At 42.1% G+C, this 22,623-nt stretch carries 16 protein-coding genes; 11 read left to right on the top strand and 5 right to left on the bottom strand.

Translation table 11 applies throughout. The features are described 5' to 3' along the window. Positions 1-2: 2 nt before the first annotated feature. From AC1XUD_RS15175 to AC1XUD_RS15195, 5 genes are all read left to right on the top strand, one after another. Positions 3-1,556, top strand: coding sequence for a sulfatase (locus AC1XUD_RS15175; RefSeq protein WP_483361871.1), 1,554 nt, complete (start codon positions 3-5; stop codon positions 1,554-1,556). 100 nt (positions 1,557-1,656) lie between these two features. Next, positions 1,657-1,914: a DUF6364 family protein gene (locus AC1XUD_RS15180; protein WP_483361872.1), complete on the top strand. Its 258-nt coding sequence runs from the start codon at positions 1,657-1,659 to the stop codon at positions 1,912-1,914. Then, positions 1,911-2,333, top strand: coding sequence for a type II toxin-antitoxin system VapC family toxin (locus AC1XUD_RS15185; RefSeq protein ID WP_483361873.1), 423 nt, complete (start codon positions 1,911-1,913; stop codon positions 2,331-2,333). The genes AC1XUD_RS15180 and AC1XUD_RS15185 overlap by 4 nt, the downstream gene beginning before the upstream one ends. Before the next feature lie 39 nt (positions 2,334-2,372). After that, complete coding sequence (locus AC1XUD_RS15190) at positions 2,373-3,836, top strand: sulfatase family protein (RefSeq protein ID WP_483361874.1); 1,464 nt, start codon at positions 2,373-2,375, stop codon at positions 3,834-3,836. Between the two features lie 190 nt (positions 3,837-4,026). Next, positions 4,027-5,814: a S41 family peptidase gene (locus AC1XUD_RS15195; protein ID WP_483361875.1), complete on the top strand. Its 1,788-nt coding sequence runs from the start codon at positions 4,027-4,029 to the stop codon at positions 5,812-5,814. 152 nt (positions 5,815-5,966) lie between these two features. Here the strand turns inward: AC1XUD_RS15195 and AC1XUD_RS15200 are convergent, their stop codons facing one another. Continuing rightward, entirely contained in the window at positions 5,967-8,189 is a 2,223-nt protein-coding gene (locus AC1XUD_RS15200) for a GH92 family glycosyl hydrolase (protein ID WP_483361876.1), read from the bottom strand. Positions 8,190-8,414: 225 nt separating this feature from the next. On the opposite strand from AC1XUD_RS15200, the gene AC1XUD_RS15205 reads away from it, so the two are divergent. Beyond that, a complete protein-coding gene (locus tag AC1XUD_RS15205; protein WP_483361877.1) occupies positions 8,415-8,885 on the top strand; it encodes an OsmC family protein in 471 nt (156 codons plus the stop codon). Positions 8,886-9,032: 147 nt separating this feature from the next. Continuing rightward, complete coding sequence (locus AC1XUD_RS15210) at positions 9,033-10,409, top strand: Gfo/Idh/MocA family protein (RefSeq protein ID WP_483361878.1); 1,377 nt, start codon at positions 9,033-9,035, stop codon at positions 10,407-10,409. A gap of 78 nt (positions 10,410-10,487) precedes the next feature. Here AC1XUD_RS15210 and AC1XUD_RS15215 read toward each other — a convergent pair whose 3' ends face one another. Beyond that, positions 10,488-10,961: a DUF1579 domain-containing protein gene (locus AC1XUD_RS15215; protein ID WP_483361879.1), complete on the bottom strand. Its 474-nt coding sequence runs from the start codon at positions 10,959-10,961 to the stop codon at positions 10,488-10,490. A gap of 26 nt (positions 10,962-10,987) precedes the next feature. Continuing rightward, positions 10,988-11,449: a hypothetical protein gene (locus AC1XUD_RS15220; RefSeq protein ID WP_483361880.1), complete on the bottom strand. Its 462-nt coding sequence runs from the start codon at positions 11,447-11,449 to the stop codon at positions 10,988-10,990. Positions 11,450-12,317: 868 nt separating this feature from the next. Between AC1XUD_RS15220 and AC1XUD_RS15225 the strand changes: the two genes are divergently transcribed. The 3 genes from AC1XUD_RS15225 to AC1XUD_RS15235 all read left to right on the top strand — a co-directional run bounded on the left by AC1XUD_RS15225 (position 12,318) and on the right by AC1XUD_RS15235 (position 16,437). Continuing rightward, a complete protein-coding gene (locus AC1XUD_RS15225) occupies positions 12,318-13,721 on the top strand; it encodes a lipopolysaccharide biosynthesis protein (protein WP_483361881.1) in 1,404 nt (467 codons plus the stop codon). A gap of 46 nt (positions 13,722-13,767) precedes the next feature. Continuing rightward, positions 13,768-15,102, top strand: coding sequence for a Coenzyme F420 hydrogenase/dehydrogenase, beta subunit C-terminal domain (locus AC1XUD_RS15230; protein ID WP_483361882.1), 1,335 nt, complete (start codon positions 13,768-13,770; stop codon positions 15,100-15,102). A 111-nt stretch (positions 15,103-15,213) separates the two neighbouring features. Continuing rightward, positions 15,214-16,437 (top strand): polysaccharide pyruvyl transferase family protein, encoded by a 1,224-nt coding sequence (locus AC1XUD_RS15235; RefSeq protein ID WP_483361883.1) that lies wholly within the window; start codon positions 15,214-15,216, stop codon positions 16,435-16,437. Positions 16,438-16,466: 29 nt separating this feature from the next. On the opposite strand, the gene AC1XUD_RS15240 is transcribed toward AC1XUD_RS15235, so the two are convergent. Continuing rightward, the gene (locus AC1XUD_RS15240) at positions 16,467-17,771 is read right to left on the bottom strand and encodes a glycosyltransferase (protein WP_483361884.1); all 1,305 of its coding nucleotides are present in this window, start codon (positions 17,769-17,771) and stop codon (positions 16,467-16,469) included. 396 nt (positions 17,772-18,167) lie between these two features. On the opposite strand from AC1XUD_RS15240, the gene AC1XUD_RS15245 reads away from it, so the two are divergent. Continuing rightward, positions 18,168-19,124 (top strand): GlxA family transcriptional regulator, encoded by a 957-nt coding sequence (locus tag AC1XUD_RS15245; protein WP_483361885.1) that lies wholly within the window; start codon positions 18,168-18,170, stop codon positions 19,122-19,124. Between the two features lie 11 nt (positions 19,125-19,135). Here AC1XUD_RS15245 and AC1XUD_RS15250 read toward each other — a convergent pair whose 3' ends face one another. After that, entirely contained in the window at positions 19,136-22,534 is a 3,399-nt protein-coding gene (locus AC1XUD_RS15250) for a carbohydrate-binding protein (protein ID WP_483361886.1), read from the bottom strand. Positions 22,535-22,623 lie beyond the last annotated feature (89 nt).

Here is a 22,623-nt window from a genome sequence, read left to right on the forward strand (position 1 = left end):
AGATGAAGCGAACGTTATTCCATGTATCCATTTTCTTCCTTTTATTAGGTTTTTCTTCCATAGTTTTCGCGCAAAAGTCGGCCAAAAAAGAACCCCCGAAACCTAATATCATTGTCTTTCTGGTAGATGACATGGGATGGCAGGATACCTCTGTTCCATTTTGGAAAGAGGTGACGCCGCTGAACAAGCGTTTCCATACGCCGAATATGGAGCGGCTGGCAAGGGAAGGCATGAAGTTCACCAATGCATACGCCATGCCGATATGCACACCGACCCGGGTTAGTTTGCTCACAGGCGTTAACGCGGCGCGAACGCACGTAACGCAATGGACGAGCCCTGATTCTGAAAAAAGCACCGACCATCCTGACTCGCTTTTTAACCCAGTCGACTGGAATATTAACGGATTCAGCCCAACGCCAAATGTGGCGCATACTTATTACGCAACGCCATTGCCTGCTATTTTAAAAGAAGCAGGTTACTATACCATTCACAGTGGAAAGGCGCATTTTGGTTCAAAAGGAGGACCAGGAGCGGATCCCTTAAATGTTGGATTTGATGTGAATATTGCCGGAAGTGACATAGGCCATCCTGCCAGTTATCTTGGAGAGCAGAATTATGATAGTCCTCGCGCCGGAAAACCGAATCGTAATGCGGTGCCTGGACTGGAAGCATATCATGGTACCCAAGTTTTCCTCTCTGACGCGATTACAACGGAGGCTCTGAAATCTGTGGACGTGGCGAGATCGTCTAAAAAACCTTTCTATCTGTATCTGGCCCATTACGCCGTGCATTTACCATTCGATGTTGATAAAAGATTCATTGACAAGTATTTAAAAATGGGTTTGGATAGCACCGAAGCCAAATATTCAGCATTGGTGGAAGGGATGGATAAGAGTTTGGGAGACGTGATGGATTATCTCGACAAAAATGATCTTGCTAAAAATACGGTTATTTTGTTTATGTCAGATAACGGCGGATTGACAAATCCTCGTTCGAGGGGAGGGCAGCCCGGTACTCATAATTTACCTTTGAAGGCAGGCAAAGGATCGGTATATGAAGGTGGTATCCGTGAACCGATGATCGTCAGATGGCCTGGACAGGTGAAGCCTGCGACGGTAACAGATCAGCCAGTAATTGTAGAAGATTTCTTTCCGACTATTCTGGATATTGCGAAAGCACAACAACCCAAACTGATCCAAAAACTGGATGGGCGAAGTTTCTATTCTGTTCTTGAAAACAAATTGGACAAGCAGACGGAACGCGAATTGGTTTTCCACCACCCAAATCGATGGGTGCCATTTGAGGGTCCGAAGATTAACTACGCCAGTGCATTTCGGAAGGGTGATTGGAAACTGGTATATGGCTATGCAGAAGGCAAACTTGAGCTTTATAATTTGAAAGAGGATATTGCGGAGCAACAAAATTTAGCGGATAAAAATCCTGAAAAATTAAAGGAATTAGCCGCCGGTTTCACCAAAAAGCTGAAGGATATGAATGCTCAGATGCCCACGTTTAAAAAGACAGGGAAAGCGGTGCCTTGGCCGGATGAGCTTTGATGAGGTATTGTAATGAGCAAGAAATCATAATCAGAAAAATGTTTGAATAATTGTTGTACGTGCAAATTTATTATATTTGTACGTACAACAATTGATGGTTATGGTGACGAAACTAACCTTGAAACTAGATAAGGCTGTTATTGAGGGCGCAAAGCAATATGCCTCACTTCAGCACAGAAGTTTGTCAGGTATTATTGAAGCATACTTGCAATCTTTAATTAATCCGCAAAAAAGCGTGGGTAGCACAGCGATTGAAATTTCTGATTTTGTGAAGAGTATGTCTTCCAAAACGGATATGCCTTCTGATCTCGATTATAAGGCAGAATATTTTGAACGATTGGAGGAGAAGTATAAATGAAAACCCGACTGTTTTTTGATACAAATATCGTCCTTGACTTATTAGCAAACCGTGACCCCTTCTACGAATCAGTTGCCAAAGTAGCGACCTTGGCGGATCAAGGCAAAATTGTAATCGTAGTTTCGGCTCTGTCTTACTCAACATTAAATTACTTTCTGACTAAGTACGAAAATGCTCAGGTAGCGCAGGATAAGTTAAGGAAATTTAGAGTTATCTCGGAGGTATCCGAGTTGGATGAATCCATCATTGATAAGGGTTTAAATGCCAGTTTTCGAGATTTCGAGGATGCATTACAATATTTTTGCGCTGTAAAATCATGCTGTGATATTCTGATAACGCGCAATTTAAAAGACTTTAAAGAGTCACACATTCCTGTGATGACCGCAGAGGAATATCTGGCCAGCATCGGTCGAAATTGATATAAAGTAGTAAGCAACGATATAATGGACGGCAAACTAATGAAAACCAAAATCATTACCATTTTCGCAATCCTTCTACTATGCTACTCACTCATTTCATTCAACAATAAAACGGCACCAGAGAATTTCCAAAATCGCGTTGCGCGCAAACCCAATTTCCTTTTCATATACACCGACGACCAGCGGTATAATACCATTCATGCGTTAGGCAATTCGGAAATTATTACACCCAATCTGGACAAACTGGTTCAGAGTGGAACTTCATTCACTCACGCATTTAATATGGGCGCCTGGCATGGAGCGGTATGTGTTGCGAGCCGTTCGATGTTAATGACTGGCATGTCGGTGTGGGATGTGAAAGAGGAGGAGAAAGATTTTTCTAAACTTCAGGCAAGGAACGGGTTCTGGTCTCAGTATTTGAAACAGGCTGGATATGAAACTTATTTCTCAGGAAAGTGGCATGTCAATATTGATGTCAACAAGGTTTTTGACCATGTCCGGAACGTACGGCCTGGTATGGCGGAACAAAATCCGGCAGGATATAACCGTCCTCTTTCGCCTCAGGATACCTTATGGCAGCCTTGGGATTCAAAACAGGGAGGTCAATGGCAAGGTGGTAAGCATTGGAATGAAGTATTGGCTGACGATGCAGAATTGTATTTAAGTGAAGCCTCAAAAAGCGATAAACCATTTTTAATGTACCTCGCTTTCAACGCGCCGCATGATCCCAGACAGGCACCCAAACGATGGATTGATCAATATCCGTTGGGTAAAATCAGTTTGCCTGAGAATTTCCTGGAGCAATATCCATATGCAGTGGAAATGGGCTGCGGGCCCGACTTGCGGGACGAAAAATTGGCTCCGTTTCCGCGTACGGCTTTTGCTGTGAAAAAACACATTCAGGAATATTACGCCAGCATATCCTATATGGACGAGCAGGTTGGCCGAATCCTTAATGCACTGAAAAAAAGTGGTCAGCTTGATAATACCTATATCATTTTTACTTCCGATCATGGTTTAGGACTAGGTCAGCATGGGTTAATGGGCAAGCAAAGTATGTTCGATCACAGCATGCGCCCGCCGTTGATTATCGCCGGACCAAAAATTCCGAAAGGAGAGAAGCGGGATCAACTGGTTTATTTGCAAGATGTTATGGCTACTACATATGACATTGCGCATATTAAGAAACCACAACACGTATATTTTAAAAGCCTGCTACCTTATATCTATGATAAAGGGCGAAAGAGCAGTTATCCGGAAATATATGGTTGTTATATGGACGCCCAACGTATGATCCGGACCGACCGATATAAAATGATCGTGTATCCAAAAGCTTCCAAAATCCTGCTGTTTGACCTCAAAAATGATCCACTGGAAATGACTGATATAGCAGGTATAACTGCAAACGCAGCAATTTTAAACGACCTGAAAACGAGGCTCATTCAACAACAAAAGCAACTCAATGACCCATTGAATTTGACAACGTTTTTGCGGGAAATATAAGGTCTTTTAATCCAAGAGAGCAAGTAACTGAATGTATACAAATCTCTTTATATTCATTTGGCTGGCCATGGTTAACGAGTTAGTAGGAGAAATTCGGGTGCGGTACGACTTGTCGCCTGCTGGAGGAGGATAGAGGTATAATAGATAGAGGAGACTCTTTACCTAGTTCATCGCAAAACGAAACCCAGCCATGTTGCAATTGTCTATCCATCAATGGAATCTGATGAGCTCGAGATATAGATTCAATTATTTAATCACAGCAATTTTCGTCCTGCTTTTTTCTGAAACAATTTTAGCACAGAACAATGCCTTGACTGCAAACCAGGCATATGATTACCTGCAGGATCAGCGAGCCGCTGCGAGACCATTTTACAATAATATCGAAAGGCCGTCGATTGACAGTTTAAAAAAAGCTGAGCAGATTTTGCTGAACGCACTGGATTATTATAGTCGTCCGGAAGTTCTAAAACTTGCTGAAAAGGATCAATCCTTATTTTATCGGAAAGGAGATATATCTTTCGATTTGGCCTATGTACAGGCAAAAATGGGGAAAGCTGCTTCGGCGGCAAGGATTTTAGAGTATCCCTTGAACGGCAAGTATGGCGCATCCTATGCTGAAATGATTTTTAAGGAACCCGCTTTTCAGGAAGTCAGGAAGGATTCGGCTATATCTTCAATGATCGGAAAACTTCTTGCCATAAAAAGGGTGTTCAACAGTGAAGCACTGAAAACGCCTTATCAGGTCAATATCAGTGAAGATGAGAAAGTGGCAGGTTTGTCAAAATTCTGGTCGGAAGTAAAGTATAATTTTGCATACTTTGACCATATTCCGGAAGTGGATTGGGACAGGCTTTATCTGGAATATTTGCCAAAGGTGAGAGCCACCAGATCGACAGTGGAATATCTCATGGTTCTAAAAGCTTTTTGCGCGCAGCTTCACGATGGGCATACGGATGTATATCCTCGCGATAAAGAATTAGTAAATCTTACTTCTTACAGCCCTCCAATTGCCCCTGTTTTAATCGGTGGAAAAGTTTTTGTGCAAGAGGTTTTTTCAGATAGTTTGGAAAAGACCGGAATATCACCCGGGTTGGAAATAATTAAGATTGATGGGACGCCTGTCAATGAATATGCCAACCAGTTTGTTCGACCTTATCAAAGCGGATCGACCATTCAGAATGTGGATGTGCAGACGTATACCTTTCACTTGCTTCGCGGATCGAAAAGCCAGTCAGTTAAAATTGAATTTCGTGATGCAAAGGGTAAAGCTCTCGAACGAAGTCTCCCTCGTTTTGGATATCGAAATGTAAAGCCTAGATCCGCTTTCGGATTTCAGATTTTGCCGGGTAATATAGCCTATGTTCAGCTCAATGAATTTGAAAGTAATAAGGCGCTGGATGGTTTCAAGGCCGCTTTTGACTCGATTTCCAAAACAACTGCCTTAATCATTGATGTGAGGAAAAATGGGGGCGGGAACAGCAGATATGGTTTCGAAATTCTCGGTTTTCTTACAGATAAAACTTTTTTTACAGGCTCGTATACATCCAGAATATACAGCCCGGTCAGAAGAGCTCGGGGTGAGTCGGTGCTGTTTGAAAAAGTGAATGACATTGAAAACGGTGTGGGGCCGAATGGCAAACATTTTTATCAAAAACCGGTCGTTGTTTTGACAAGTGGGCGTACTTTTTCTGCTGCGGAAGATTTTGCAGTAGCCTTCGATTCAATGAAACGGGGAACCATTATCGGTGAAGCAACTGGCGGCAGTACAGGGCAACCCTTGGGATTTTCATTGCCGGGAGGTATTGAGGCCCGTGTTTGTACTAAGCGTGATGCATATCCGGATGGGACTGAATGGAACGGCAAAGGTATACAGCCCAATATTGTTGTAAAGCCAACTGTCAATGATTTTCAATCCGGAAACGACACAGTTTTAAACGCAGCAATCACTTTTTTAAAGACAAATAATAAGTCTGAATAATAATAAAATGGGGATATATGGGTTTCAAGCCCATATATCCCCGTTTTATTCGTCGAAGTCAGTTAACCGTTGAACCCTTGACCGTTGACCCTTTTTTTCTTGACAACAGCGACCCTTTCCTCCCTTCATCCCTCCTCCCTTTCATCCTTCCCTCAGTCAATTCCCCAACTCTTATTAGGCTTCGGTCCCATTTCAAGCTCAAGTGTGCCGCCGGCTTGTAATTGGGCGTGGGTGAAAGTTGGAGTATTCAATGGCTTTCCATCGAATTTTGCGCTTTGGATATACTTGTTAATTACTGACGCCTGATGAGCCAGTACAGTAAATTTTTTGCCGTTTTCAAGGTCAATTGTAGCTTTTTCGAAAAGAGGGCTACCAATGGTATATTCAGGTTTCCCCGGCGTGATAGGGTAAAAACCTAAAGAAGAAAATACGACGAATGCAGTCATGCCACCACCATCTTCATCTCCCGGAATTCCGAAAATGTTGTCTTTAAACCATACATCCAGCAAAAAACGAATCTGCTTTTGCGTTTTCCATGGAGCAGTATAATTGTACAAGTATGGAATATGAAAACTCGGTTCATTACCCATCGAAAATTGACCAATCAGTCCGGTCGCGTCGGGAAATTTAGCCCAGAATTCATATTTACTGCGTCCCAAATCCTCTCTGAATAATTGATCCAGATCCGCTTCAAATTGTTTTTTGCCACCCATTAGCCCTATCAAACCCGGTATATCGTGTTGCACCTGCCATTTGTAGGTATATCCATTATTTTCGTCATAAAATTCTCTGCCGCCCATTCCCCCATCAAACTTCGGATCGATTTTAATCCATTCGCCTTTGCTGTCTTTGGGGATAAACATATGCTGGTCATTGTTCCACAGGTTTTTGTAGTTTAAAGCACGCGCTTCAAACACTTTAAAATCAGCGTCTTTTTTCAGGTCTTTGGCCATTTGCCCAACTGCCCAGTCGTCATATGCGCCACCAAGTGTCACTGCGACTGCCTGACGTTTTTCGAAAGGGGTTACCAACTCAACGGTTTCCTTTTCATCTTTTCCAAGTGCAGGGTAAAATCCGTTTTTGTGGTAAAAATCATCCAGCTCGCATTTCGGGCCGTTCACCCACGGCAACATCGTTGCTTCGTTCGCATTCTTGAGCATGCCTTCATATGCTTTCGAAACGTCAAAATTCTTCAATCCTTTCCGATAAGCGTCCAGAAAAACGATGGAGGAATGGAAAGCGTTCATACAAGGACTGTCCCCAAAAAGGACCGGGAAAGTAGGCACCCAGCCACTTTGCTTATACATTTCAACATACGACTGAAGCATGTCTTCTTCCTGCGCGGGATGCAGTATCGTGCGCAACGGGTGATGGGCCAGATAGGTATCCCAGCTCCAATCGTCCACGAAAAATGGTCGGGTTGTCTGATGGATTTTTTTGTCGTAACCGCTATAATATTGACCGTCCTCGGTGATATCCACCATACGTTCATAAGTTCGGTAAAGCGAAGTGTAAAAAGTCCTTTTCTGCGCTTCGGTGCCGCCTTCGATATTAATCTGACCTATCACTTTCGACCAGGCAGCTTCCCCATTTTTTTTCAGACTTTCAAAATCCGTTGATCGCAATTCGTTGTTGAAATTCTTCCGGGCCTGATCAGCAGAAACAAACGAAATGGCATATTTGAATTCTATTTTACCGGTTTTGTTGTCAGGGAAGCTGATATAAGCTTTCGCCTTTTTACCTTTAATGCTCTGGTCAGTTGCCAGGCCACCGTTTTGATTGATGCCGGCAGCTCCTTTTTCGCTGAACTTTCCATATAAGTAAATCGGTATATCGCCATTATATAGCTCTGTTCCAAGCACTTCTTTTCCGTCCACAAACTGCCAGCTTCCTTCGCCATTATAGAGATCGAAGAGAATACTTTTGTTTCCATTTTTTGGAAAATCAAACTGAAAAATACCGGTTTTTTTGCCGGGCACATAATTGACGGTTACATCATCATCAAACAGATAGGTTGAATAAAACCACGGGCGAATTTGCTCTAAATCATGATCGTAAGCGAGTTTTTGTGACCAGATGGCGTTATCCACAGGTTTCACGGAAGGCTTAATGGAAAATGCCTCTCCCAACCGATGCGAAACGATGGTCAGCGGAAAGCTTGAAATCTGATCGTCCAGATAATTGGCACGGATTGGTGCCATTCTGATCATCTGATTCGGAAGTTGCACCGTCGGCCGGGTCGGCTCGAGAAGCTGTCCGACATTCCCGATTTTTGGATCGATATACTTTAAATTTCCGGAAATATTTTGTGCCACACTCATCGCCGAAACCGATAGCGAGAGAAGAAACGTCTGTTTTAAGATTTTGTCGAGCATGGGTTTGGGATAGGTATTTCAGACTTAAAATCGAATGAAAAAGCGCTCATCAGATGAGACCGAAAAACGTTTGGATTTGAAATCAGGTAAAATTTAATAGTCATTAAAAACGAAAGTGCGAAGAAAGTAAATACATGTTAAAATAAGCTTAATATTTGGAGCTACATTATAAGAAATCACCGTTTATTAAGTTTTCGGGCCAATATCATACCAAATTTTGTAAAAATGAAAGGAGCGCATATCTACAATCTCAGGGTTCGTTGGACGGGAAACAAGGGAACAGGAACTTCGTCTTTTCGGGATTTTGAGCGAGCTCATACCATTGAAATTGACAACAAGCCCGACATTCTGGGTTCCGCAGATCCTTATTTCAGAGGTGACAAAACGAGGCACAATCCCGAGGAGTTACTATTGGCTGCGATATCATCCTGTCATATGATGTCGTATTTATTTGTCTGTGTAAAGGGCGGAATCGTTGTCACTGATTACATCGACCATGCAACCGGAACATTGGTGGAAACCACGGGAGGTGCGGGACATTTTTCCGAAATAACGCTACATCCAACGATCACCATCACGGATGGATCAAAGATTGAACTGGCATATGAACTTCATCAGGAAGCCGGAAAGTTATGTTTCATCGCCAACTCGGTAAACTTCCCGATATACCACGAACCCGTTTTTATTGTTGGATAACAGTTGTAACTGACTGTCATATTGATGTTTTGAATGTCACGTAAATGACTTTTGAGCAAGGCAATTCCTGCCTCCTTTTGTCCCCCACTAAAATAGTATATTTTGCACCCCCCCGCTTTCTATATACACTACCTAAAACCTGACAAAATGAAAGACAAAATTACGGACTTGAACAGGCGGGAATTTTTGCTGAGTGCCGCCGCAGCTGCGATCACGCCTTCATTTTTATTAAACACATCGGCGAAGGCTGGTATTAAAAAAGATAAGCTAAACCATGCCTCAATTGGCGTGGGAGGAATGGGTGCTCATGACCTCAAAAATTTCATGGAACACCCGAAGGTTAATATAGTTGCTTTATGTGATGTTGATGAAAATAATTTAAAAAAAGCGGCCGCATTGAATCCCAACGCCCGTTTGTATTCCGACTGGCGGGAGCTTTTGGAAAAGGAGGGAGGGAATATTGATTCTGTTAATGTAACAGTTCCTGATCATAATCACTTCCCGATTGCATATTCGGCTATAAAGGCTGGGAAGAATGTCTATTGTCAAAAACCGATGTGTCATGACGTTGCGGAGGTAAGATTGTTGACCCAGGCCGCTGTGAAAGCTGGTGCTATTACCCAGCTCGGTACTCAGGTAGCGTCCACTGCAGGTGACCGCACGGCGGTGCAATGGATAAAAGACGGGCTGATCGGAAAGGTAAAGAATGTATATCTGTGTTCGAATCGCCCTGGCGCAATCGATACTTACCGGCTTGTTGGCCCCCGTCCAAAAGAAACGGAAGCGCCGCCAGCTACTTTGAATTGGGACCTTTGGATTGGTTCAGCTCCGATGCGACCCTATGCTCCAGGTATATATCACCCAACTAAATGGCGTGCGTGGCAGGATTTTGGAACCGGTTGGTCCGGCGATATCGGCTGTCATATTTTTGATGCGGTCTGGAAAGGACTGGGGTTGAAATCGCCAAAATCGGTTGTGGCCGAGGTACAAAAGTCGTGGCAGGATTCGCCGGAGCGACGCGCAGACACCTGGCCGCAGGGAGATCATATCACGTGGGTATTTCCGGGAAATAAATTTACGGCGGAAAAAGAGCTCACGCTTGAATGGTTTGACGGAGCAATGTATCCGCCCGATGATATCAGGGCTTTGTACTCGATCGAAAATTATCCGGCTGAGTCGGCGATGCTCGTTGGTACCGAAGGTGCGTTGCTTATCCCGCACGGAGGTACGCCGGTTTTATTACCTGAAAGCCAATTTAAGGACAAGACGTTAAAACGTTTTGAAAGCCGCAACCACTATCATCATTTTGTCGACGCCTGTTTAGGCGGTGAAAAAACCGAATCCCATTTCGCACAATCAGGACCGATGACCGAGGCAATACTTTTAGGTACAGTAGCCATTCGGGTGCCCGGACAGCTGCTTAAATGGGATTCAGAAAATATGAAATTCCCGAATCATCCGGAAGCCGAACGCTATCTGAGCCGGATTTATAGGAAAGGATGGAATATTAGAGAGGCGTTTTAAATAAGATGCAGAAAAACACCTCAAAGCCAGCTGGTTTTATCCGGTTGGCTTTAATTCTGTATCCGACAAAAGCATGACTTAACTTCTATTAAATATAGTCTCCGTCGCCAGGTCTTCCTGACCCTCTGGCGAGATATTATAGGAAATGATATGTAATTCACCATTTTCAGCCAGTTGAAATAGGATTCGCCAGCCCCACGGTTCCGGCATTTGCGGAGAGGTATAGGTTCCTCTGACATCAAAACCATCAGGTTTGGGTACTCCCGTCAAATGCATCATACCGGTTCCCATATGAAAACTGTCAATCCACGAAACCTGAAAGATCTGGTTGGGAATATCAAAGCCACAAGTGTAGATACCTTCAAAATTTTTGCCCTGTATCTGCCCGGTATATTGCACGATTAAAAATGAACCGTTAAGAACCATTTTAGCATTTGCCGTCATGGGCGATTGGTCTGCCAGTACGTTTGGCTCAAACCAGGTTTTGGTTTCGCCTTTCCAGCTGCCCGTAAGTAATTCAAGAAAATGGTGAGTATCAGACTTCGCTGCCATTGTTTTGAGTCGGATTAGGTGAAGCGTTATTTCTGTCCGGTTTTTTGTTTCCCTTTTTCGGAAAGTGCATGTTCTGTCGAACGTGTCATTGTCATAATGAAATCTGCTTTTTTGAAACGTAGCGCACTCCAGTCGTCATCAATCGCCACCATTCTGACAGGTTCCAAATCGTAATTGCCCATAATATTCCAGCCGTTGTCTCGGTTGAAGTCGCATTTGTATTTTTTAGAAGTTCCTTTCGGATAGCACATCCACAACACGGCGTCTCCGGCCAGCCTGGGCACGATCAAAGGAACAATTGTTTCAGTTTCAGTCTTTTTTGTAACGAAAATCATCATAAACTCCACAGCATCGCTCGCGTCTGCTTTTCTCAATACCGTAGCTTCTGACAGTATGCTATCAATATTTACTTCAAATGACTCCGGCGCATTAAGAATAACGACTTCTTTCTGGTTTTTGAGGTTGAGTTTTTTGAATGTGGCGTCCATGGGTATGAATTTTGCTATTAGATAATGAATATATAAAACTTTCCCTTGCTCTAAAAAATGGCTGCTTAAACTTTTATCTAGCGGGATCTGTTGTTGACGTTTTGCTTTCCAGGCTCCGAAAAATCGAGACTGTATTTAAATTTATTGCTTTAACTTGTTGTTTACGTAACAATTTTGCAATTAGAAAGCTCCTCTAACAAATCTCGCCGATGGATCGATCACTTACCTGTTATTGAAAGGCAGTGAGGCTGCAAACACCAAAAATGATGATGGTATGGTCAGTAGTGTGAATGTCTCGGTGTTGCCTGAAGAAAAAGAACTGAGCGAAAATAAGTTTCTTGCTCCTGTTGCTCAGGGTTATGTTGCCTACATGAGCCGCTTGCAGTTATGGGCCTCTCGATCAAGCCCATCAAGCGAAATTTTCCTTAGTGAATGTGTGAAATCGGGGGATATTCTGATATGATCCCTACGATAAAGCGAGTCTTGATGACGGCAGCCTCGAAATAGGTAAATATGGTAAGATTTGAAAGAGAAGACAAAGCCTATGTTTGTGCTGATTATGATTTGGGTTTTTTGTAAAGACTGTATGAGCCATAAGCCTAAGTGCGGAAGAAGATTCGACGATACTCGATCACTCTAAACCAACTTTTTTTCTACCCTAAAAATGGTGATATTGCCTGGGAATGAATATATAAAGTGTGACATTGATTTATAATTATTAGGCGACGATATGGGAAGTGTTCTGTTTTATATGGATTTCCAGCGTATCGATAAAAGTAGTTTTCGAAGTGGCGAGATCGCTGGTAAAAAAACAAACGAAACCTTAAGTCAGTCTATGTTTTTGCAGTCACGCAAATTTAATTAGCAGATGTCAAAGGATATTAGTTTAGGGAAATTAACAGCAATTTATACCGCGGGTAATATCGTATCGAAGGTTATATCTTTTGCGCTGTTTTTTTTATATACTTTTTTCCTGACAAAGGAAGATATTGGCTATTTCGATTTGATCGTATCCACCATAGCACTACTATCACCCATTTTAAATTTACAAATTTATGACGCGTTGCTACGCTGGCTCATTCAGGATCATACGCCGTCGAAATCCGAAAAAGTAATTACCAATTCAATATTTATTTTAATATTGGGAACGATAATATCAATATTTATATTAGGTGTGCTTGGTTTCTTTTTCGATATAAATCATTACATTTTAATTTTTTTGTTGATTTTGTTGAACACGGCATATCCTGTAATCCAATATATTGCCCGGGGATTAGGAAAGAATAATGTGTATGTATTAAGTGGAATCTTATATTCCTCTATCTTCACTATTTCAACTTTTATTTCTCTGTATTATTTTGATTTAAAAGTCGAGGGATTGTTGTTCTCCAATATACTTGCAATTGCCATAACTATCCTTTTTCTGGTGGAGAGAATAGGTTTGATCAAGTATGTGAGGCTCGCATATATTGATAAAGCTCTGATGACTGAGATGGTTGCTTTTTCTCTTCCGTTGCTGCCCAACACTTTTGGGTGGTGGGCGATATCTATGGCAAACAGATACATTATTGTGTTATTTCTTGGTATTGGAGCAAACGGGGTTTTCGCATTGGCTATGAAATTCCCATCCATACTCATGATGTTGACAAATATTTTCTATATGGCATGGCAGGAGAAGGCGATGAAATACTATGAGGCAGAAAACAGAAATGAATATTATACTGAAGTGCTGAAAAAGTACTGTAATATTCTTTTCTGTTTTTTAATTATTCTTATTGCATTTACAAAGCCAGCGTTAAAATATATTGTGGCCTCTTCTTATTATGAAACGTGGAAATTTCTTCCTATTCTTTACTTGGCGATTGGATATCAATCCCTTGCAGGTTTTTATGGAACTGGCTATTTAAGTTCAAGAGATACTATCGGTGCGCTATCCACCACATTAGTAGGGTCAGTACTAACAATTGGAGCTGGTTTTTTACTAATTCCGAGCTTTGGTCTAATTGGTGCCAGCAGCGCTGTCTTAATCGGTTATGTTTTCTTATTTCTTTACAGGATTTATGATACAAAAAAATACTTTTCAATTACCTTTCCTGTGAATAAAGTTTTATTGCTGAATGCTTTTCTAATTTTAACTTCAATAATTACCATTTCTGAAAATGTATATATTCTTTATTCGAATGCATTGTTTTCACTGATATTAACATATATAGTAAACCGCGAAATACTTCACCAATTTGCGTTGAAATTTTCGCTACGACTTCAATCTTGATCTTGTTTATATTTATTGTTCAATCATTTGAATACCTTCTGAATTGATGGCAAGTAACCCAACAGACATTGTTGCACATGAATTATGTACAGGTTGCGGATGCTGCGTTTCCGAGGTCAAAGGAGCATATCGGATGAACTGGGACAAAAATGGTTTTCTGGTCCCCGAGGTGCTGGATCCCTCTTTGGTTAAGGGGGATATTTTGAGGGTCTGCCCTTTTAATCCAAAACCAGACCACGCGGTTGCAGATGAGGATAAATTGGCAGATATCTATTTAGAGAAAACCCCAAACTCTGATGAAAAAATTGGGAGATACGAAAATACCTATATTGGATATTCCCAGGAGTTTCGCGGTACTTCTTCCTCAGGAGGTATTGCAACCTACGTCTTCAAGAAACTGCTTGAAGCAAAAATAGTTGATTACCTATTTATAGTGAAAGAGGATCAGGGTACGTATAAATACCAGCTGGTCAAAGACATTTCGGATATCCGGACGATTTCAAAAACAAGATATATACCAGTCACCTTAGCTGACCTTTTTGAAAAAATCCAGGATCTCGATGGGAGGGTAGGTGTATCGGGCGTCGCCTGTTTCATAAAAGCGATTCGCTTGAAGCAGCATTACCATCCGGAATTACGGGATAAAATTCCATTTTTGGTTGGGATAATTTGTGGCGGACTTAAAAGCAGGTTTTTTACTGATTATCTCGCTCAGCGGGCCGGCATTGCAGGAGTATACCACGATCAGGAGTATCGAATCAAGGATGAGCAAAGTTTGTCATCAGACTACTCATTTGGTGCATTTGATCAGGAAGATAATTATCATCAGATGAAAATGAGGGAAGTCGGTGATTTGTGGGGAACGGGGTTGTTTAAGTCATATGCCTGTGAATTTTGCACAGACGTATTAACCGAGCTTGCAGACATCTCCGTTGGAGATGCTTGGCTTGATGAATACCGAGAAGATGGCCTGGGGAACAGTATCGTCGTGACTCGCTCCATTATCTCGGATAAAATTATCCGAGATGGGTTTAAAAATGAAGAACTGGTGGGTGCAGAGACTTCTAAGGATCTAATCATCAGATCTCAATTATCAAGTTTTCGGCACCGACAGGATGGATTATTATTTAGGGTCCGAGTTTTTAAGCTTGTAGGGGCATTTTTGCCATATATGCGCACCAGAATAATGAAGCCGGTTTCTTTGTTGTATTTGCCGGTGCAACTGGTCAGGTTGCTGACAAGAAAATTAAGTTTAAAATTTTGGCGCGAGAATAACAGTTCAGTAATATTTGACAAAAAAATGCGTGGTGCATTGTTTTTGCTTCATGTCGTAACGGGAACATATCATCGTTTGAACAGGTATTTTGGTCTCCGGAAATAGAAAAGATAAACTGAAAGGTCAGTTGTAAAATGAAAATGCACAATCTATGTTCGTTGACTACCGTCGTAAGCTTTGATTTTAAGAGCTTTTTGCGAATTATAATCTAAAAAAATGAAGATTATCAAATTTTATTTAAAGATCATTCCTGATCAACTTTTGTGGTTTCTGGCATTGATTATCGTGAGATTCATAAAAAAAAGTGAAAGTGAATCTGTGTTGATCATACCGGCTGCAGATTTGAACGGAGGCTTCGGCGACGATATTATGACTTTTAGCCTTATTTCTAATTTCTGTGTTGCGAAGGACGTAACTATCATGACGGCGAATTTGATAGACCGAAACGATTTTTTGAAAAATGAAAGAATTAGATATTGCGGTGGTTTCAAAGAGTTAAACTACTTGAAGATATTAAAAGTACTTAAAGGACATTCGCAGGTATTCGTGATCGGGGCGGATATTATGGATGGGACTTATGGATATTTTCCAACTGTGGTCAGACTACGCGTTATGAAATTGGCCAGTTTTCTAGGATTAGGCTGTAAGTTTACAGGTTTTAGTATCAGTAACAGAATTTTGCCGTCGATAAAGAGAGAGATGGCGAAGACTTCTGAGCTTGTTAAAGTGAAAGCAAGGGATATTGATTCTTTCGAGAGGCTAAATGAATTCATACCCGCTGAACGCCTGGTTTTAACTAATGACATTGCTTTCATTTGTCCCGATGATCCGCAAACTTACTTGTCAGCAGAATTCGTTGCCTACAAGTCCTGGTGCGAAGCAAGAGCCGGGAAGAAGATCGTGGCAGTTTGTCCCAATTCGATTCAAGCCAACAAAATAGGTTTGGAAAAATACCTGAAAGGCTTCAAATTACTTTTAGCTGAGTTTGTTAAAAGGGATGACTTATCGTTTGTATTTCTTTTTCATGACTTAAGGCCTCTTTGCGGAAAGGACAATGACAGATCCATAAGCAAAAAAATGCATGATCATTGTTTGGAAAATGAAATTGAATGCTTTTTTCCTGAAAGTCTTTCAAATGGTGTTAGTTTGAAAGCCTACTTGAGTCTGGTGGATTTTACAGTAACAGGAAGGATGCATCTCGGTATTTCAGGGGCGGTGTCTGGAAAACCGATGTTTGGCGTATGCTATGCCAATAAATTTGAGGGAATGCTAAAGTTATTCGAAATCAATCCCGAAAATAACCTGATCGATTATACTGCTTTAGAAGATGGCGCAAAGGTGGTTTCGTTATTTCTTGAGGAACTGGAGGACAGTAAAAACAAGATCGAGAAATACTTGCCACGTGTAAAACATCAATGTATGCTTAACGGAATTCAATAGTATTCTGTTTTCGTCGTGCCTGAGATTGTTTATCTGGCGGATTTCTGTGAGCTTAAATATGGAGTTTGGATCCCGTACGCCTGCAATCGCTTTGAGACAATGCTTTCGATTGAATATTCTCTCGCCAGCGTTTTCTGCGATTGCCAAACTAACCTTTGGCCCAGTTCATTATCTTTAATAATACGTTCAATCCCTTCATTGAACCGGCTTGGGTCGTCTGCAATTATGCAGTCGAGATCGTCCTGGAAATTAAGACCTTCAACGCCGATCGTAGTAGTCACAAATGGAATACCAATATTAATTGTGTCAATGATTTTCATTCTAATTCCGCTTCCTATGCGTATTGGGATGATCGAAATCGCGTTCTTTGCTACCTCTTCGAGGTTTTCCACAAAGCCTGAAAACTTGATTTGTGGGTCGTTCGGAAGCCAATTAATCGATTTTGGAGCCCATTGGCCTACTACAAGTAATTTTAAATTTGGGAAGTTCGCGCGCAAACGAGGCCAGCAATTGGTTACGAACCATCTGACGCCATCGGTGTTTGGAAGATGCCCTTGCGCTCCGATAAAGATTAACTGATTATTGAAGGAATATTCTGCTGGTTTGTCAAGCCTGCCTCTTATTACGAATGGAGATACGATAATCTTTGAAGCTTGAATATCGGGAACCAGTTTCGACTTGTCGTCTTCCGAAAGTGTTACAATTTTGTCGTATTCGGATAACATCTCGATTTCCCTGGATCTGTTTCTTTCCAGAAGACTTTTCAAATGGTTGGATGTCCGGTTGAGGATGTTTAATTCAGTCGACTCCCTTACAAATAGTAGCTCGTGATGTACAAATATCCTTTGGACTGTGGGCGGTAGTACTTTGCCCAATCCAAGATAGGTGGCAAATTCAACCTGTACCAAATCGTAGGTTCCTTCTGATATTAATTTAAGCACGTGGTCTTTAATGCCTGGATCAATGGTCGATGTTTTAAAAAGAGTAGTTGAAGTCAAAATGGTCCAGTCTTCCTTATCTGCCAATTTTCGAGCGCCTATCAGTGGGGCGATAGCTCTAAAGCGGTGGTGCCACCCATGGTAAATAGTTTTCAGGAGATTGTGACGGAATTTTTGAAAGATAGTAGGTGTATATGGCTGGAAGTGAACATTAGGCCAAAGTTCCTGCAATTCCTTAAAGTTGTCCCAATCCTTTTTCCCCACCGGGAATGTGATGGTGATGTCCAGAAAATTTCGAATACAGTCATTTATCTCGAATTGTGCAATGACTCCTCCACTTGTTGGCGGATATGGCATATATGGGGTTACAATGAGGATTTTTTTGTGCCTATTCATAATGTTGAGTTTTGCTGGTCGTTTGTCAGTATCGTGTCTTACGGCAGATATGATGTTTAAAACCGGCTAAAAATTATTATTTATAAGCTTGAACCGTTAAAGAAGTTTTTTCCTTACTTCGGAGAACACTTACATTACGGTAAGCGAGGTGTCAACTGAAAGTATTTACTTGTGATTTGATTTGCAGAAAGCTGCGCCTTCGAATAAAACAATTTTGGTAGAGATATCGCAATATATGAAAATGAGCCTTTAGTTTATTGAGTCAATGTAAAATATTAACTCCTTTTTTTAATATTTTCTTAATATATGCAACTGATGTTTTCGTGATGCCTCTCAGATTGTTTAAAATCATATTTAAACTAAGATTTTCACTTCAAAATAGTAGAAGTCAACCTTATGATAACACTTGCGTTACTTTTGACAAGGCGACATCGGTTGTTGAGTGTCGCGGCCATTTTGGATGTTTTTGAGTCGGTCAATCGGTTTTATGAAAGGGATGGATTAGATAGGAGATTCGATATACATGTTGTGAAGCAGGTTGAAGAAACGCTTCCAACTGACAGTTATAATGCGCTGTATTTGCCGCAGACAAAAATGGACCTGATTTTTGTGCCTGCTTTTCTAAACGACACTTTACCGGGTGCGATTATGGAGAATGCGGCTTGTATTCCATGGCTACGATCGCAGTATGAAATGGGTGCTGAACTGGCAAGTGTTTGTACAGGGGCTTTTCTGCTCGCTGCCACTGGCTTGCTAAATGGGCGGAAGGCGACAACACATATGGATGCGGTAGGAGAATTTGCAAATCGTTTTCCGGAAGTACAGTTGGAAGAACATGCTGTGGTGACGGAAGATCGCCGCATTTACACGAGTGGCGGGGCGACCAGTAGTTTCCATTTGATGCTTCATTTGATCGAATGTTATTGCGGAAGAGATATGGCCGTGAAAATAGCCAAGATGTTTGCCATTGACATGGACCGGATCCAGCAATCCTACTTCGGAACGTTCTCTCCGACTCAATCCCACGGAGATCATCTGGTGCTGATGGCGCAGCAAAAAATTGAAGAGGAGTATACCCGTACCACCACTATCGAAGAAATTATTCAGGATTTGCCTTCTAGTCGCAGGAATGTGGTACGCAGATTTAAGCATGCTACAGGCATTACACCTATTGAATACCTGCAGAAAACGCGTGTGGAAGCAGCCAAACGGCTATTAGAACGTACAGATCAGAGCGTGCTGGAGATTATGCTGAATACTGGTTATAATGATCTGAAAGCTTTCCGTCAGCTTTTTAAACGCACTGCGGGGATAACTCCGAAAGAATACCGTGAAAAGTTCAGCAGGGTTTAGACAGTTCGGGTCTACCTGATTTTAGCCAATTTTCTGAACGCATGAGTACTGCCCTGTTTTATTTCTACAATGTAATTACCTGCCGGAAGTGAATGGATATCAATTCGTTTTGTGGATCGGGCGCCGGCGTCAAACGTAGATTTTTTGAATAACCGACCACTATGCGCGTCAAATATATTGACCTCCGTTTTGGTCAATTGCCCAGGTTCGGTATTGATGATTAAATACTCTGCAGCAGGATTGGGATATACAAACGCCTGATCCATCGCTCTTTGAGACGGAGATTGATTTTCGAGACCCTTCTGGATCAAACCATTTTCGCCCGATTGTCTTACCGATGAGTGATAAACCGGGATGACGAAAACAGGTGTTTCCGAAACCCTGATGGCGGTTTGGCCGTCGACTGTTGGTAATTTTTGAAATATCATATCGTTCGCTCCAACTGCCGGAGTGTTTATGATCACAGAGTCCACTCCAGGCAAATTGAGGGTGTAGGTTCCGGTTCTGCCAACTTCATCGGGAATCGACATTACATATACCGACTTTCCATCTGTTTCATATCTGTCGACGATCGGATCATTGCTAATTGTTTCCTGGTATCTATAATTTCCAAATTTTTTGTTAACCTGATAAATAAAGTCAGCTGCTGGTCGTCTGGTCTGATTGGCATTTAAAAGCCCTGAAGTGCCAAACATGCCGCCGCCGTCATTATCGTCGTACATCTGGTAGAAAAATAATTTCTCGATACCATTTCTGGCGGCGAATAAGGAAGTTCGCAGCAACCAGTCAGCCTGTGTTAAAAGAATCGATTTGTTACCGATAGGAACCGCTTTCAATGGGCTTCCCTGATTGATGTCATAGCCAATTTCCGTAATCCAGACCGGCATATCGCCGCACAACTCGTAAGCAACTTTTCGGAAACTCTGAAGGTTTTCAGTAGCGTTTGTTACTTCAATAGCAGCTCCTCTGGTTGATGTACCACTTTGGGCGGAGTTTCCATTATCCGGATATAAATGAAAATTGATGATATCCCAGCAGATATTCACGCTTCCGTCGGCGTTATATCCGCGGAATTCTTTGCACCAATCCACCATCGCTCTCACATAATCCGGTCCGGTCACCAGTCCTGCAATAACTACTTTCATATTAGGATCAGCATTTTTGATTCCTACGCCGGGCCCCAGCGTATTTTTGTGACCATCATAGAAAGCTGAAAGATTTGCAGCATATTCCCGAGCTGTCTGATAAGCTTTTCTCCCTTTCCACCACTTGTCTCTTTCATTATCACACTCAATATATTTTACCAGATTCAGTCCGATTTTGACCGTATTGACAACATCCCCGTTCCATCTTGGTGTGGTATTCAGATGAAGAAGTGAAGGATCAACATTTGAATTGCTACCATATCTGGCTGCATATTGAAAACCAACTTTCGCCTGCTCGGTGTAAGAGGCCGGGTCAGCGAAATCTTTCCCAAACCGAAGCGGGACATTTTCTAAATCCCGATCGCCAACCGGATATGTTTCCTGGATCCAGTTCGGTATCGTTTTCAAACAAGCAAGTACTTCGATGTTTTCCGCTTTACAACGCTCATAAATAGCATCGTAATTCCAGCCACCGCTAATGGTCGGGTTGAAAGAATACGAGCCTTCCTGAGCTTCCAGTCTTTCCCAGTCCATATAATGTCTGAATCCGGAAAAGTTCTTGGCTGCGGCCATTTTAGATTCGTTGATTACCGACGGCGCATTACCATCCTCAAAATTCCACTCGTAACCATTGACACCAAATAAGCCGTCGAGCCTTATGTTTTTGACAGGTATAGGAGAATTTCCGGTGTTGTTTTCGATATGGGTACCATGTAATTCCATTTCAGTAGGCAATACCCCCTGAATTTTGAGGACAAGATACCGGACGTTGGTTATCGGGGCATCAAGCTGAAATCTGGCATCGCCAGTCAGATTGCGATCAGGGTATGGTCCTACCCAGGCACCATATTCATATCCTTTGAAAGTTGCAAGTTCAATCCTTTGCCACTGATCCGTGATCACCGAAAGTGTCATCGGATTCACGGTTTCCGAACCCTCCAAATCATAAAACCTGATCGCATTGATGGTGATTTCCTCCCCATCCTTCAGTGGATAATATGCTTCGTAAGTATTCAAAACTTTACCCCAACCGGTCTGGACGTTTTCGGAAGTAATCCCGTCAGATAATGCTGCCAAACTGCTGCTTGTATTGTTAAGTTGATACCAACGCGACCCATCCAGCGTGATTTTAGCTGGGTCAGAAGATTCACCAGATGGTGATTGGATGACCTGCGTTAAAGACACATCGCCAGACTTCGAAAATGAATTTGAAGCTTCCTGAGAGGCAGTAATCAATGCAGTACCGGCAGTTAAGGGTGTTGCTTTCCAAAAGCCGGCGGAGTCGCTGACTGAAATAACATCTGGGTTAGAAGTCGAAAAATGCACCGGCGACTCATTATTCGTACTCGTAGCGGTTAAAATAAATGATCCGCTGGCCACGGTTTTGGGTGTCAGGGCTTGAAATGTTATCACGCCTTTGGGCTTGATTGCCGTGCTTCCGCGAACCTCAAACCAATTGAAATTGAAAGCACCTCTTTGGGCATATATCCTCAAGATCTGGCTTCCTGCAGGCAGGGTAGCCGAAAAAGACAAGGTACTGTAGTTATTCCAACCTCCGGTAACCGGTACACTGATCTGAGACAGTTCGGTTCCGGAATTGTTTAAAAGTTTGATAAGTCCGTTCCCCCAGGCATTTGAAACACGGACGTCAAAATGGTAGATGCCTGCTTCGGGAACATTTACATTATAATCCATCCAGTCACCATCGTCTATATAGCTGACATTTTTTTGTCCGTCTACGTCGCTGGTCGGTTCGGTCCTGACCCCTGAGAATTTATCAAAAGATTCGGCCTCTATTCTTGCTGGAATGTTTTTTGGAAGATTTGTTTCAAACCAATTGACGGCGAAAACTCCTGTTTGAGCAAAAAGACGAATGGTTTGATCGCCAGCATCAAGGAATCCATAGGCTGCCACGGTTTCCCACGACTGCATTCCGCCCGTCCGGGGAAGGATCGTTTCGGTAATCAAAGAGCCTGATGAAGTGAGTAGCTGCAACTTGGCGTCGTCACTGAATCCATTGGCGATTCGGAATTTAAATGAATAATAGCCAGCCGCAGGAACGTTTATTTTGTATTCTGCCCAGCTGTTGGAAGGCATCCAACCGACATCGGTACCCCCGCCTTCGTCACTACAAGCCTCTGTTGATACGCCAGAAATATTAGTATAATTTTCAGCCTCATTTTTTCCAGGAATGGATTGGAATGACTGACCAAAAAGGTTGGTTGCAGCAAAAATGATTGCAATAAAGGAACAAAGAAGTTTCATCCGACGCGTTCGCGCATTTCCGTTAAGTATATTCTACATAGATAATCAAATTCTGCTTAATTATAGCTGTGGCTCTTATTTTAATTTCT

Source organism: Dyadobacter sp. HNCC25DJ184, assembly GCF_056895215.1.

Excerpts from the sequence above, each read along its gene's own strand:
- AC1XUD_RS15235 (WP_483361883.1), top strand. The coding sequence starts at position 15,214 with ATGAAGATTATCAAATTTTATTTAAAGATCATTCCTGATCAACTTTTG.
- AC1XUD_RS15245 (WP_483361885.1), top strand. The coding sequence starts at position 18,168 with ATGATAACACTTGCGTTACTTTTGACAAGGCGACATCGGTTGTTGAGT.
- AC1XUD_RS15250 (WP_483361886.1), bottom strand. The coding sequence starts at position 22,534 with ATGAAACTTCTTTGTTCCTTTATTGCAATCATTTTTGCTGCAACCAAC.
- AC1XUD_RS15225 (WP_483361881.1), top strand. The coding sequence starts at position 12,318 with ATGTCAAAGGATATTAGTTTAGGGAAATTAACAGCAATTTATACCGCG.
- AC1XUD_RS15195 (WP_483361875.1), top strand. The coding sequence starts at position 4,027 with ATGTTGCAATTGTCTATCCATCAATGGAATCTGATGAGCTCGAGATAT.
- AC1XUD_RS15215 (WP_483361879.1), bottom strand. The coding sequence starts at position 10,961 with ATGGCAGCGAAGTCTGATACTCACCATTTTCTTGAATTACTTACGGGC.
- AC1XUD_RS15180 (WP_483361872.1), top strand. The coding sequence starts at position 1,657 with ATGGTGACGAAACTAACCTTGAAACTAGATAAGGCTGTTATTGAGGGC.
- AC1XUD_RS15210 (WP_483361878.1), top strand. The coding sequence starts at position 9,033 with ATGAAAGACAAAATTACGGACTTGAACAGGCGGGAATTTTTGCTGAGT.
- AC1XUD_RS15175 (WP_483361871.1), top strand. The coding sequence starts at position 3 with ATGAAGCGAACGTTATTCCATGTATCCATTTTCTTCCTTTTATTAGGT.
- AC1XUD_RS15200 (WP_483361876.1), bottom strand. The coding sequence starts at position 8,189 with ATGCTCGACAAAATCTTAAAACAGACGTTTCTTCTCTCGCTATCGGTT.
- AC1XUD_RS15205 (WP_483361877.1), top strand. The coding sequence starts at position 8,415 with ATGAAAGGAGCGCATATCTACAATCTCAGGGTTCGTTGGACGGGAAAC.
- AC1XUD_RS15185 (WP_483361873.1), top strand. The coding sequence starts at position 1,911 with ATGAAAACCCGACTGTTTTTTGATACAAATATCGTCCTTGACTTATTA.
- AC1XUD_RS15230 (WP_483361882.1), top strand. The coding sequence starts at position 13,768 with ATGGCAAGTAACCCAACAGACATTGTTGCACATGAATTATGTACAGGT.
- AC1XUD_RS15220 (WP_483361880.1), bottom strand. The coding sequence starts at position 11,449 with ATGGACGCCACATTCAAAAAACTCAACCTCAAAAACCAGAAAGAAGTC.
- AC1XUD_RS15240 (WP_483361884.1), bottom strand. The coding sequence starts at position 17,771 with ATGAATAGGCACAAAAAAATCCTCATTGTAACCCCATATATGCCATAT.
- AC1XUD_RS15190 (WP_483361874.1), top strand. The coding sequence starts at position 2,373 with ATGAAAACCAAAATCATTACCATTTTCGCAATCCTTCTACTATGCTAC.